10 protein-coding genes are annotated in these 13592 nt (G+C 69.0%); 9 read left to right on the top strand and 1 reads right to left on the bottom strand.

Going from position 1 to position 13592, the window contains the following annotated elements:
- Positions 1-144: 144 nt before the first annotated feature.
- Positions 145-741, bottom strand: a complete 597-nt coding sequence (locus ASF08_RS05840; protein WP_156629472.1) for a hypothetical protein — start codon at positions 739-741, stop codon at positions 145-147.
- Between the two features lie 297 nt (positions 742-1038).
- Between ASF08_RS05840 and ASF08_RS05835 the strand changes: the two genes are divergently transcribed.
- From ASF08_RS05835 to ASF08_RS05795, 9 genes are all read left to right on the top strand, one after another.
- Positions 1039-1626 carry an ANTAR domain-containing response regulator gene (locus tag ASF08_RS05835; protein WP_018044090.1) on the top strand — a complete coding sequence of 196 codons (588 nt, stop codon included), beginning with the start codon at positions 1039-1041 and terminating at the stop codon, positions 1624-1626.
- Positions 1623-2639 (top strand): CmpA/NrtA family ABC transporter substrate-binding protein, encoded by a 1017-nt coding sequence (locus ASF08_RS05830; protein WP_056142445.1) that lies wholly within the window; start codon positions 1623-1625, stop codon positions 2637-2639. Before ASF08_RS05835 ends, ASF08_RS05830 begins: the two co-directional genes overlap by 4 nt.
- Positions 2640-2960: 321 nt before the next feature.
- A complete protein-coding gene (locus ASF08_RS05825; RefSeq protein WP_056142444.1) occupies positions 2961-4250 on the top strand; it encodes a CmpA/NrtA family ABC transporter substrate-binding protein in 1290 nt (429 codons plus the stop codon).
- The gene (gene ntrB / locus ASF08_RS05820) at positions 4250-5116 is read left to right on the top strand and encodes a nitrate ABC transporter permease (RefSeq protein WP_056142441.1); all 867 of its coding nucleotides are present in this window, start codon (positions 4250-4252) and stop codon (positions 5114-5116) included. The genes ASF08_RS05825 and ntrB overlap by 1 nt, the downstream gene beginning before the upstream one ends.
- Positions 5117-5192: 76 nt before the next feature.
- Positions 5193-5987: an ABC transporter ATP-binding protein gene (locus ASF08_RS05815; RefSeq protein WP_018044086.1), complete on the top strand. Its 795-nt coding sequence runs from the start codon at positions 5193-5195 to the stop codon at positions 5985-5987.
- 16 nt (positions 5988-6003) lie between these two features.
- Positions 6004-7227, top strand: coding sequence for an NAD(P)/FAD-dependent oxidoreductase (locus ASF08_RS05810; RefSeq protein WP_056142440.1), 1224 nt, complete (start codon positions 6004-6006; stop codon positions 7225-7227).
- Between the two features lie 11 nt (positions 7228-7238).
- Positions 7239-9026, top strand: a complete 1788-nt coding sequence (locus ASF08_RS05805; protein ID WP_056142567.1) for a NirA family protein — start codon at positions 7239-7241, stop codon at positions 9024-9026.
- On the top strand, positions 9023-10621 hold the full coding sequence (locus tag ASF08_RS05800) for a sulfite reductase subunit alpha (protein ID WP_056142435.1): 1599 nt from the start codon (positions 9023-9025) through the stop codon (positions 10619-10621). The genes ASF08_RS05805 and ASF08_RS05800 overlap by 4 nt, the downstream gene beginning before the upstream one ends.
- Positions 10622-10900: 279 nt before the next feature.
- Positions 10901-13579, top strand: a complete 2679-nt coding sequence (locus tag ASF08_RS05795) for a nitrate reductase (protein WP_056142432.1) — start codon at positions 10901-10903, stop codon at positions 13577-13579.
- The last annotated feature ends 13 nt before the right edge of the window (positions 13580-13592 follow it).

Raw genomic sequence — 13592 nt, 5'->3', positions numbered from 1 at the left:
GGGCCCCCGCGGCAATGCGGTCCTCGCGCCCGTCTCGTCGACGAAGGCTCACCTAGTCCCCGACAGGGGGAGAATCCAGCGGCAAAGCTCTGAAAGACTGGCCGGACCGGCCCGAAACCGCGCGTGATGCGTGAGCCGGTGCGATCAGGGCCGCAACGGCAGGCGGTCGACGAGCCCGGTCACGACATTGCCGAGGGCCATGGCCTCGGCGCCCACCGCCGCGCTCTGGGTGCCCACGAAGCTGCCGGCCCGGCTGATCGCGGAGATCGCCGGCGCGAAGGGCAGGGCGAGATGCGGAATCAGTTCCTCGTCCGCCTCGGCCTCGACCCGGAACGGCTCGGGCGAGACGGCGGCCTTCGCAGCGACGACCGACGGAACCCGGTTGGCGTCGGGTCTCGTCGCCTCGGTCTTCGCCATTTCGGACCGCGCGGAATCGGGCCGGCGTTGAGACGGTTTCACGGCGGCGGTGCGGGACGTCGCGCGGCGCGGCGCGACGCTGGCGGTCGTGGTCACGAGGTCGCGCAGCGGAAACTGATCACGGAAGGCGAAGGCGGCCGGGACGAAGGCCGTGCCCAGATCGGCGGTCTCGATCGGGCTCGCCTGCGTCGTCCGGCTCTCCATCTCGACGATCCGCGTGCTGGCGGGCGTCTCGGGAACGGGCGCGGAAGGCGTCTGGCAGAGGAAGGAGGCGGCGGACACGATCACCGCGACGACGATCGTCGGCAGCAGGGGAAGCGCCATGCCGGTCCCGGCCTCGGAGGCGAGGGCGTTCTCGACAGGCTGCGATATGCGGCACTCCACCATCCGAACACCTCACCCCGCTTCGACACCGCCATTAGCGCCCGCGTTTGCGGCGGAAGCTGGGCCATTTCCTTTCCCGAACGTATCGAAAGGTGTCGAAGCCGATGATTCGGCGACGTTCTTTTTCGGCGATGCCGGTGTGTCGGGGAGATCCGTGCGGTCGAGCCCTGTGTTAGGTACGCCTCTTGCCCGTTCCCGCCGGCACGAACCGGCCGTCCCGCCCCCCATTGGGCCCCGATGACAGAACCTTCCTTCACCGTCGCCGTGATCGATCCGAGCCGGGCCCGCGCAGCGATCCTCGAAGAGGGCCTGCGCGCCGCCGGAATCGCGGATGTGGTCATCATCCCCGACACCGCCGACCTGCCGGCGCAGGTGGCCGCCCTCAATCCCGACGTGGTGGTGATCCACCTGGAGAGCCCCAGCCGGGACATCCTCGAACAAATGTCGGGCCTGTCCCGCCATGTGGAGCGGCCGGTGGCGATGTTCGTCGACCGCTCGGACGCGCCGATGATGCAGGCGGCGGTGGATGCCGGTATCTCGGCCTATGTGGTGGACGGGCTGCATCCCCAGCGCATCCGGTCGATCCTCGACATCGCCATCCTGCGGTTCCAGGCCTTCGCCCGGCTGCAGCGGGAACTGGTGGAGGCGCGGGGCGAGCTCGCCGACCGGAAGATCGTGGAGCGCGCCAAGGGCATCCTCATGGCCGCCCGCTCCCTCAGCGAGGAGGAGGCCTACAAGCTGATGCGGCGCAAGGCCATGAACGAGAAGAGCAAGATCGCCGACATCGCCCGCGCCATCGTCACCACGGCGGACCTGTTCGGATGAGGCTCGCGCTCGGATACGTCCCCCTCGTGGATGCCGCGAGCCTGATCGCGGCGGCGGAGCTCGGCTTCGCCAAGGCCGAGGGGCTCACCCTCGACCTCGTGCGCGAGCCCTCCTGGGCGACCCTGCGCGACAAGCTGGCGGTGGGCCATCTCGATGGCGCGCATATGCTGGCGCCCCTCGCCATCGCCAGCGCGCTCGGGCTGAGCGGGCCGCTGACCCGGCTTTGCGTGCCGATGGCGCTCAACCTCAACGGCAACGCCATCACGGTGTCCCGCCCCCTATGGGAGGCGATGGAGGCCGCGGACGACGAGGTCGACACCGTGGCCGCCGCTTTCGCGCACATCGCCATGCGGCGGGAGCGGGAGGGGAGGCCATTGACGCTGGGCACGGTGCATCCGTTCTCCAGCCACACCTACCAGCTCCGGATCTTCGCCGAGCGCGGCGGCCTCGACCTCGACACGCAGACGCGCCTCGTGGTGATCCCGCCGCCACAGATCGCCGAGGCGCTGCGGCGCGAACTGATCGACGGGTTCTGCGTCGGGAGCCCCTGGAACAGCGTCGCCGTGGCGGAGGGGTATGGCCGCATCGCGGTCCTCGGCAGTGAACTCCTGCCCGATTGCCCGGAGAAGGTTCTGGCCCTGCCGGAATCCGAAGCGCCGCGCTGCGCCCCCCTGGTGCGTGCCCTCGACCGGGCCGGGCGCTGGTGCGCCGATCCCGGCAACAGCGCCGAACTCGCCTCCCTCCTTTCGCGCGACGGCTACCTGAACGTACCGGCGCCGATTCTCGAACGGGCGCTCACGGGGGACGTGATCGTCGATTCCGACGGGCGGCGGCGGCGGGACCCGCATTTCAGCCTGTTCGGCGAGCGCGCGCACCGGCCCGACCCCGGCCATGCGGATTGGTTCGTCGGCGAGGCGGAGCGCGCCGGACAGCTTGTCGCCTCCGACGAGCTTCGTTCCGCCGCCCGCGCGATCTACCGCCCGGACCTGTTCGATGCCGCTCTGAGCGGCTGATCGGGGCCGGACGCCGCTTTTGGCGGCACGAAAAGCCTCCCGATTGTGCAACGCACGCCCCGCCGAAGCCGCAGGGCCGCGTGCTCTCCCGCGCCGTCCGAACCGCCTTCGGACTTAGAGCCGTTACAGGCTGGACTGCGTCTGGCACGGAACCTGCTGAGCCTATCCCGCTCGTCAACGGCGACGGGCACGAATGTCGGCAGAGCCGCTGACCCAAGTAACCCGTTGGCGCGCTTTCGCGGCTGCCTTCGGTTGCGTTTGGGCAGCGGTTTTTTTTCGTTTTCGGGTCGAATGCTTAAGCTTCGAGGGATCGAGTTTTCCATGACTGACGGGTTTCAGAACAGCCGCCGCAGCCTCTTGAAGGGCGCCGCCGCGACCTTGTCGCTGGCAGCCCTGGCGCGCACTGCGCTGCCCGGCGGTGCCTTCGCGCAGGGGGCCGGCCCGGAAGTGAAGGGCGCCAAGCTCGGTTTCATCGCCCTCACCGATGCCGGTCCGCTCTTCGTCGCCAAGGAAAAGGGCTTCTTCGCCAAGCACGGCATGCCCGACGTGGAGGTGCTGAAACAGGCGAGCTGGGGCACCACCCGCGACAACCTCGTGCTCGGCTCGGAGGGGAACGGCATCGACGGCGCTCACATCCTGACGCCGATGCCCTACCTGATCTCGGCCGGCCGCGTGACGCAGAACAACGTCCCCGTGCCGATGCAGATCCTGGCGCGCCTCAACACCAACGGCCAATGCGTCTCGGTGGCCAAGGAGTATCTGGACGCCAAGGTCTCCCTCGATTCCAAGGTGTTCAAGGCGGCGATCGACAAGAAGAAGGCCGCCGGCAAGTCGGTGAAGGCGGCCATGACCTTCCCCGGCGGCACCCACGACCTCTGGATCCGCTACTGGCTCGCCGCCGGCGGGATCGACCCCGACAAGGACATCGAGACCATCGTCGTGCCGCCGCCCCAGATGGTGGCGAACATGAAGGTCGGCACGATGGATTGCTTCTGCGTCGGCGAGCCGTGGAACGCGCAGCTCGTGCAGCAGGGCCTCGGCTACACCGCGCTGACCACCGGCGAATTGTGGAAGGACCACCCGGAGAAGGCGTTCGCCATGCGCGCCTCCTGGGTCGAGAAGAACCCCATCGCCGCCAAGGCCCTGACCATGGCGGTGCTGGAAGCGCAGATGTGGTGCGACAAGCCCGAGAACCGGGACGAGTTCTCGGCAATCGTCGCCAAGCGCCAGTGGATCAACATCCCCGTCGGCGACGTCGCCGGCCGCATGAAGGGCACCATCGATTACGGCGACGGCCGCGTGGTCGAGAACAGCCCCTACGTCATGAAGTTCTTCGCCGACAACGCCTCCTACCCCTACCAGAGCCACGACCTCTGGTTCCTCACCGAGGACATCCGCTGGGGCAAGTTCGACGCGCAGACGGACACCAAGGCGCTCATCGCCAAGGTGAACCGCGAGGATATCTGGCGCGACGCCGCCAAGGCGCTGGGCGTCACCGCGATCCCGAGCTCCACGTCGCGCGGCAAGGAGACCTTCTTCGACGGAAAGGTCTTCGATCCCGCCGATCCCGCCGCCTACCTGTCCAGCCTCGGCATCAAGAGGATCGCGTGATGGCCAACACCTCCACCATCGCCGTGACGGGAGCCGCCGCGAAACCGGCGGCCAAGGCCCCGCGCAAGCCCCTGGTGACCCTGGCGACGTTCCGCCGGATCGCCGTCAACCTGATCCCGCCGGTCGTGGTGCTGATCGCCTTCCTGGTGATCTGGGAGCTGCTGTGCTCGCGGCCCACCGCCGGTCTGCCGCCGCCCTCGCGCGTCGTCACCGAGGCGTGGGACATCATCGCCCACCCGTTCTACGACAATGGCGGCACCGACAAGGGCCTGTTCTGGCACATCTACGCCAGCATCCAGCGCGTCGCCTTCGGCTTCGCCCTGGCCACCGTCGTGGGCATCATGGTCGGCACCCTGATCGGCCAGTCGGACTGGGCCATGCGCGGCCTCGACCCGATCTTCCAGGTGCTGCGCACGATCCCGCCGCTGGCCTGGCTGCCGCTCTCCCTCGCGGCGTTCCGCGACGGCCAGCCCTCGGCCATCTTCGTGATCTTCATCACCTCGATCTGGCCGATCATCATCAACACGGCGGTGGGCATCCGCAACATCCCGCAGGATTACCGCAACGTGGCGGCGGTGCTGCGCCTCAACCCGCTCGAATTCTTCGTGAAGATCATGCTGCCCTCGGCGGCTCCCTACATCTTCACGGGGCTTCGCATCGGCGTCGGTCTGTCCTGGCTCGCCATCGTGGCGGCGGAGATGCTCATCGGCGGCGTCGGCATCGGCTTCTTCATCTGGGACGCCTGGAACTCGTCGCACATCTCCGAGATCATCGTCGCCCTCGTCTATGTCGGGGTGATCGGGTTCTTCCTCGACCGGTTCGTGGCCTTCATCGGCACCCTCGTCACCCGCGGCGCCACCGCCTGAACGCCTCCGCACGGCACGCCGGGGCTTCCCCGTCGTGCCGTGCCCCGACCGCCTCTCGCAGAGGGACACGAGACCCATGAGCTATCTCAGCATCGAGAATGTCGGCATCAGCTTCACCCGCGCCGGGCGCACCAACGAGGTGCTGCGCGACGTGAGCGTGAAGATCGACAAGGGCGAGTTCGTCTCGCTGATCGGCCATTCCGGCTGCGGCAAGTCGACGGTGCTCAACATCGTCGCCGGGCTGCTCAAGGCCTCCACCGGCGGCGTCCTCCTTGAAGAGAAGGAGGTGAACAGCCCCGGCCCGGACCGCGCCGTGGTGTTCCAGAACCATTCCCTGCTGCCCTGGCTGACCGTGCGCGAGAACGTGGCGCTCGCCGTCGAGAAGGTGCTCAAGGGCAAGAAGACCAAGGCCGAGCGGTCCGAATGGATCGACCACAACCTCGCCCTCGTGAACATGACCCATGCCGCGGACCGTCGCCCCAACGAGATCTCGGGCGGCATGAAGCAGCGCGTCGGCATCGCCCGGGCGCTCGCCATGGAGCCGAAGGTGCTCCTCCTCGACGAGCCGTTCGGGGCGCTGGACGCGCTGACCCGCGCCCATCTGCAGGACTCGCTGATGGACATCCATGCGCGGCTGAAGAACGCCGTGATCATGATCACCCACGATGTCGACGAGGCGGTGCTGCTCTCGGACCGGATCGTGATGATGACCAACGGTCCCTCGGCCACGGTCGGCGAGATCCTGAAGGTCGATCTCGAGCGTCCCCGCCGCCGCCTCGATCTGGTGGAGGACGCCACTTACACCCATGCCCGCGCCGCAGTGCTCGAGTTCCTCTATGCCCGCCACGCCAAACCCGCCATGGCGGCGTGAGGATCGGACGCAGGTCATGAAGGAGCGTCTGGTGGTGATCGGCAACGGCATGGCGTCGTTGCGGTTTCTGGAGCGGCTGACCGAGCGCGCGCCCGGTCGCTACGACGTCACCGTCGTGGGTGCCGAGCCGCAGGCGGCCTATAACCGCGTGCTGCTCTCGTCCCTGCTGGGCGGCGAGGTGGATGAGGCGGCCTGCGCGTTCCGGGGCCTCGACTGGTACGAGGCGCACGGCATCCGCCTCATCACCGGAGCGCCGGTGACGCAGATCGACCGGGAGAACGCCCTCGTCATGGTCGGCGAGACCCATGTCCTGCCCTTCGACAAGCTCGTTCTCGCGGTCGGCTCGTTGCCGATCCGGCTGCCGAAGCCCGGCATGGACCTGCCCGGCATCATCACCTTCCGCGATCTCGCGGATGTGGCGGCGATCCGGAAGGCCGCGGTGACGGGGGCGAAGGCCATCGTCATCGGCGGCGGCCTGCTCGGGTTGGAGGCCGCCGTCGGCCTCGCGCGGCTCGGGGTCGACACCACCCTGCTCCATGTCATGGACCGGCTGATGGAGCGCCAACTCGACCACCACGCCGCCGGCCTGGTGAAGCGCGCCATGGAATCCCGCGGTGTCCGCGTCCTCCTCAAGGCCGATACCGCCCATGTGGAGGGCGACGGCCGGGTCGAGCGCCTCGTCCTGTCGGACGGCACGGTGCTGCCGGCCGACCTCGTGGTGATGTCGGTGGGGGTACGCCCCAATGCCGTCCTCGCCCAGGGCGCCGGGCTCGATGTCGGGCGCGGCATCAAGGTCGACGACCGCATGACGAGCTCCGATCCGCGCATCTTCGCGCTCGGCGAATGCGCCGAGCATCGCGGCATGGTCTACGGCCTCGTCGAGCCCGCCTACGACCAGGCCGAAGTGTTGAGCCGCCACCTCGTCGGCGAGGAGGCGGCCTATCTCGGCACCTCGCTGGCCACCAGCCTCAAGGTCTCGGGCCTGCCGGTCTTCTCGGCCGGCGAGATCGAGGCGCCCGAACATGCCGAGACGGTGGTGATGTCGGACCCCGGCCTCGGCCTCTACCGCAAGCTGATCATCGGCGACGGCAAGCTCCTCGGCGCCGTCTTCGTCGGCGACATCGCCGAACAAGGCTGGTGCAAGACGCTGATCCGCACCGGCGAACCGATCGCCGATCACCGTGACGACCTGATGTTCGGGCGCGTCCACGCCCCCGATTCCCAATCCCTGGCAGCATGATGGAGGCTTCCATGGCCGACGACTTCAACGCCGAGCAGAAGCGCTACCTCGAAGGCTTCGCCTCGGGCATCGCCGCCGCCCGCCTCACCGGCGGCCTCGCCCTCGGGCAGGGTGCCGCCGCGCCCTCCGAGCCCACCGGCCCGGACGCCATCCACATCAAGGCCCAGGACGCCACGGTGAAGGCCGGCGGCAAGCTCTGCGACCAGGAGAAGTGGAAGCGGGCCGAGAACCCGTTCGACGGGCACAACCGCCTCATCGCCGAGGCCGCCACCGGTAAGGCCCCGAAGCCGGAGGACAATTTCCGCTGGCGCTATCACGGCCTGTTCTGGCTCGCCCCGGCCAGCGGCGACTTCATGTGCCGCCTGCGCATCCCCAACGGCATCCTGCAGCATTGGCAATTCGCCGGTATCGCGGATCTGGCCGATGCCCATGGCGGCGGCTACAGCCATGTCACCACCCGCGCCAACCTCCAGGTCCGCGAGATCACGGCGGAGCACGGCCAGCCCTTCCTCGACGGGCTGATCGACCTCGGCCTCACGGCGCGCGGCTCGGGCGCTGACAACATCCGCAACGTCACCGGCTCGCCCGTGGCAGGGATCGACGCCCAGGAACTCCTCGACACCCGGCCCCTGGCCAAGTCCTGGCACAACTGGATCATCAACGACCGTTCGCTCTACGGCCTGCCGCGCAAGTTCAACGTCGCCTTCGACGGCGGCGGCGTGATGCCGGTGCTGGAAGAGACCAACGATATCGGCTTCCAGGCGGTGAAGGTCCTCGACGGCGCGGCCGTGGAGCCCGGCATCTGGATGCGCCTCGTGCTCGGCGGCATCTCCGGCCACCGCGATCTCGCCCGCGACACCGGCGTGGTGCTGAAGCCCGAGGCCTGCAACAAAGTCGCCGACGCGATCCTGCGGGTCTTCATCAAGAACGGCGACCGGACCAACCGCAACAAGAGCCGGATGAAATACGTCCTTGATGCCTGGGGCTTCGACAAGTACCTCGCGGCCGTGGAAGACGAGCTCGGCTACAAGCTCGACCGGGTCGACCCGGCCCACATCGCCCCGCGCGGACCCATGGACCGCTTCTCCCATGTGGGCGTCCACAAACAGGTCCAGCCGGGCCTGAACTGGATCGGCGTGATCCTGCCCGTGGGCAAGATGACCTCGGAACAGATGCGGGAATTGGCAAAGATCTCGTCGGAATGCGGCGACGGCGCCATCCGCATGACGGTGTGGCAGAACTTCCTGTTCTCCGGCGTGCCCGACGCCAAGGTGGCCGAGGTCCAGGCCCGCGTGGCGGCGCTTGGCCTGACCACGGAAGCCTCCAGCATCCGCGCCGGCCTCGTGGCCTGCACCGGCAACAAGGGCTGCAAGTTCGCCGCCTCGGACACGAAGGGCCACGCGCTCGTCATCGCCGATTACATGGAGGCCCACCTGCCGGAACTCGACGTGCCCGTGAACGTGCACGTCACCGGCTGCCACCATAGCTGCGCCCAGCATTACATCGGCGATATCGGCCTCATCGGCGCGAAGGTCGTCGTCTCGGAGGAGGGCGACACGGTCGAGGGCTACGACATCGTCGTCGGCGGCGGCTTCGGCGACAGCCCGAAGATCGGCACCGAGATCTGGAAGGCGGTGAAGGCGGAGGATTGCCCCTCGCGGATCGAGGCGCTGCTGCGCAGCTATCTCGGCCGCCGCGAGAGCCGGGAGGAGAGCTTCCAGGCCTTCACCGCGCGCACCGGCCCCGAGACCCTCCGCAACCTCGCCGAAGATCAACCCGTCCTGAAGGCCGCAGCATGAGCGAGCACGTCATCCCCCCGCTCGTTCTCATCCCCGAGAACGCCCCGTTCAACCCGGATCAGCGTTCCTGGCTGTCGGGCTATTTCGCCGCCCTGCTCGGCCCCGCCGTGGAGGGCGCGACGGCCCTCGCGCCCGGCGATACGGGCAGCGGCCCGAAGCTCGCCGACAATGACGACGCGCCCTGGCACGATCCGTCGATGCCGCTGCCCGACCGGATGGAGCTCGCCAAGGAGCGTCCCGAGCCCCAGAAGCTCATGGCCGCCATGGCCCAGCAGGATTGCGGGCAGTGCGGCTACAATTGCGCCGACTACGCCAACGCTCTGTTCCTGAAGAAGGAAGAGCGCCTGAACCTGTGCCAGCCGGGGGGCAAGGACACCCTCCGCATGCTCAAGAAGCTGGATGAGGAATTCGGCGCGGGCGGCGGCGCGAAGGCGGCCGAAGCGGGGGAGGGCGAGGCCAAGGCGGAGGCGCCCCTCGGACCGCTCGGCTATTGCCGCGAGAACCCGGTGGAGGCCGTGTTCCTGTCCCGCACCCGCCTCAACGAGCCGGGCGGCGAGAAGGAGACCTGGCATGTCGAGATCGATCTCACGGGCACGCCCATCGAGTACGTGGTCGGCGATTCCCTCGGCCTGTTCCCCTCGAACCCGCCGGCCCTGGTGGATGCGGTGATCGCCGAACTCGGCACCCGGCCCGAGCGCATGATCGGCGGTCAGACCCTGCGGAACCGGCTGATCAAGGATTACTCCCTGGGCGCCGCGCCGGACGGGCTCTACCAGCTCCTTTCCCTCCTCACCTCGGGGGAGGCCCGCAAGAAGGCGCGGGCGCTCTCGGCGGGCGAGGACCCGGACGGCGATGCCGCCTATCTCGACGTGCTCGGCGCGCTCCACAAGTTCCCCGGTGCCCGGCCCGACGCGGAGGTGTTCCTGGAAGCCCTCGACGAGCTGCAGCCGCGACTCTACTCGATCTCCTCCTCGCCCAAGGCCGATCCGGGCCGGGTCTCGCTCACGGTCGACGCGGTGCGCTACAACCACCGCTCGCGGCTGCGTCTGGGTGTCGCCTCGACCCATCTCGGCGAACGCATCGCCGAGAAGACCACGGTCAAGGTCTACCTGCAGAAGGCGCACGGCTTCGCCCTGCCGGAGGACCTGTCGAAGGACGTGATCATGTGCGGGCCGGGTACCGGCATCGCACCGTTCCGCGCCTTCCTGCGCGAGCGCGCCGCGACCCAGGCGCCGGGACGCAACTGGCTGTTCTACGGCCACCAGCGCCAGGCCAGCGACTTCTTCTACAAGGACGAGCTGAACGCGCTGAAGGACGGCAAGGTGCTCACCCGCCTGTCCCTCGCCTGGTCGCGGGACGGGACCGAGAAGACCTATGTGCAGGACCGCATGCGCGAGAACGGCGCGGACCTGTGGAAATGGCTCGAAGGCGGCGCCCATTTCTACGTCTGCGGCGATGCCAAGCGCATGGCCAAGGATGTGGAGCGGGCAATCATCGACGTCGCCGGAACCCATGGCGGTAAGAATCCCGACGAGGCCGTGGCCTACCTCGCCCATCTCAAGAAGACCGGGCGGTATCAGGCCGACGTGTACTGAAACCGGGAAACGCCCTCCTTTGCGGGCCATCGGATTCAAACACCTGATCGCGCTGGCAGAGCATGTCCCTCTCCCCCTTGTGGGGAGAGGCCAGCAGTGGGGGTGGCGCCGCTTGTCTCACTCGGCTGAGGGGTACCCAACCACCCCCACCTCCAACTCCTCCCCACAAGCTCGACGGATCTCGGGCAGGCCCGAGATCCGCTGGGGAGGAGAGCCACGTCGCGCGCCGGCCCGACTCTTGCTGCCCTTCGAACCCTGGAATTCGCCGAGGATTTCGCCATGAACGCGCACGTCCAGGCACCCGCCGCCGCCGTGAAGACCACCTGCCCGTATTGCGGCGTCGGCTGCGGCGTGCTGGCCACCCCCGACGGGTTCGGGGGGGCGGGCATTGCCGGCGATACCGAGCATCCGGCGAATTTCGGCCGCCTCTGCTCCAAGGGCTCGGCCCTCGGCGAGACCCTGTCCCTCGACAGCCGCCTGCTGCATCCCTCCGTCGACGGGGTGCGAGCGAGCTGGGAATCGGCGCTCGGCACCGTGGCCGGCGGCCTGCGCAAGGTCGCCGAGCAGCACGGCCCGGATTCGATCGCGTTCTACCTGTCCGGCCAGCTTCTCACCGAGGATTACTACGTCGCCAACAAGCTCGCGAAGGGCTTCCTCGGCACGCCGCATGTGGACACCAACTCGCGCCTCTGCATGTCGAGCGCGGTGGCCGCCCACCGGCGCGCCTTCGGCTCCGACACGGTGCCGGGCTGCTACGAGGATCTCGACGAGGCCGACGTGATCGTGCTGGTCGGCTCCAACACCGCCTGGTGCCACCCGATCCTGTTCCGCCGCATGGTCGATGCCCGCGCCAAGCGCGGCACCAAACTCGTGGTGATCGACCCGCGCCGGACCCAGACGGGGGAGGAGGCGGACCTCTTCCTCGGCCTGAAGCCGGGCACCGACACCGCCCTGTTCTCCGGCCTCCTCGTGCATCTCGCGAGCGCGGGCGCCCTCGATTACCGCTTCGTCCTCGACCACACGACGGGCTTCGAGGGGGCGCTCGAACGCGCGCGCTCGATCGCGCCGGACATCGCCGCGACGGCCGCCGCCACCGGCCTTTCGGACGCGGATGTGGGCGCCTTCTTCGCGCTGTTCACCCGCACGAAGCGCGTCGTCACCGCCTTCTCACAGGGGGTGAACCAGTCGGCGCAGGGGACCGACAAGGGCAACGCGATCATCAACTGCCATCTGGCCACCGGCCGCATCGGCAAGGCCGGCGCGGGGCCGTTCTCCCTCACCGGCCAGCCCAACGCCATGGGCGGGCGCGAGGTCGGCGGCCTCGCCAACATGCTGGCCGCCCACATGCATTTCGCCCCCGAGGAGGTGGACCGGGTCCGCCGGTTCTGGTCGGCGCCCAACATCATCACCGGCGAGGGCATGAAGGCCGTCGCCCTGTTCGAGGCGGTGGAGCGCGGCAAGATCAAGGCCCTGTGGGTGATGGGCACCAACCCCGTCGTGTCGATGCCACGCGCCGACGCAATCCGCGAGGCGATCAAGGGCCTCGACCTCTACGTCGTGTCCGAGGCCGTCGCCGACAGCGACACCGCCATGGCGACAGGCCGCAAGACCGTTCTGCTGCCGGCCCAGGCCTGGGGCGAGAAGGACGGCACCGTCACCAATTCCGAGCGGCGCATCTCGCGCCAGCGCAGCTTCCTCAAGGCCCCCGGCGAGGCACGGGCGGATTGGGCGATCATCAGCGACGTCGCCAAGCGCCTCGGCCACGGCGAGGCCTTCGCCTATCCGAACGCCGCCGCGATCTTCCGCGAGCACGCGTCGCTCTCGGCCTTCGAGAACAACGGCACCCGCGACTTCGACATCGGCGCGGTGAGCGATATCTCGGACGCGACCTATGCCGGCGCGAAGCCGCTGCAATGGCCGCTGACGAAGCGCGGGGCCAAGGACGGCAAGCCGCGCCTCTTCGCCGACGGACAGTTCTTCACCTTCGACAAGCGTGCCCGCTTCGTCGCCGTACAGCCTCCGGCGCTGGCCCAGGCCGTGAGCCCGGACTTCCCCTTCGTGCTCAATACCGGCCGGGTCCGCGACCATTGGCACACGATGACGCGCACGGGGAAGAGCCAGCGCCTCTCGGCTCATCGCGACGTGCCCTTCGTCGAGATCCATCCCGACGACGCGGCGGCGATGGGCGTGGTCCATGGCGGCCTCGCCACGGTCTCCACCGCGCATGGTGCGGCGGTGCTGGAGGTGATGGTGGGGGAGGGTATGCGCCGGGGCGACCTCTTCGCCGCCTTCCACTGGAGCGGGGCCACCGCGTCGGAGGGCCGCGTCGGCGCCCTCGCGCGCGGCATCCCCGATCCGGTCTCCGGACAGCCCGAGCTGAAGGCGACGCCGGCCGCCATCGCGCCGGCGGTCTATCGGAGCCGAGGCTTCCTGTTGACCCGCGAGCAGCGGTCGCTTCCCACCGGATGGTGGTGGGCGCGCGCCACGATCCAGGGCGGGTCCGGGCTGCACTTCGCCACCCAGGAGAGCTCGCGCGAGGTCGCGCTGATGCTGCGGGGGATGTTCCAGGGCCTCGAGATCGCCGAATATGCCGACCACGCCCGTGGCCGCTACCGCTTCGCCGCCTATGACGGGGAGCGTCTCGTCGCCTGTCTGGCCCTGACGCCCGGCGACGCGAAACCGGGCTGGGAATCGGAGAAGGCCTATTTCGCCTCCCCCGACCTCGAACCCTCCGCCCGGCGCGCCTTGCTTTCAGGCCGGGCCGAGACGGCGTCGGCCGGGCCGACCGTCTGCGCCTGCCACGGGGTCGGCCTCGACGTCATCACCGGCACCATCGCTGCCGGGGCGCAGAGCGTCGAGGCGGTGGGTGCCGCCTGCAAAGCCGGCACGAATTGCGGCTCGTGCATCCCAGAGATCCGCAAGCTGCTGCCGCAGGCGCTTGCGCGCGACGCCGCATAAGCTCATTTTCATA

Source organism: Methylobacterium sp. Leaf85, assembly GCF_001422125.1.
GTDB classification, from domain to species: Bacteria; Pseudomonadota; Alphaproteobacteria; order Rhizobiales; family Beijerinckiaceae; genus Methylobacterium; species Methylobacterium bullatum.
Note: the sequence above shows the minus strand (reverse complement) of the source record. Positions and strands in the feature narration are given on the sequence as shown.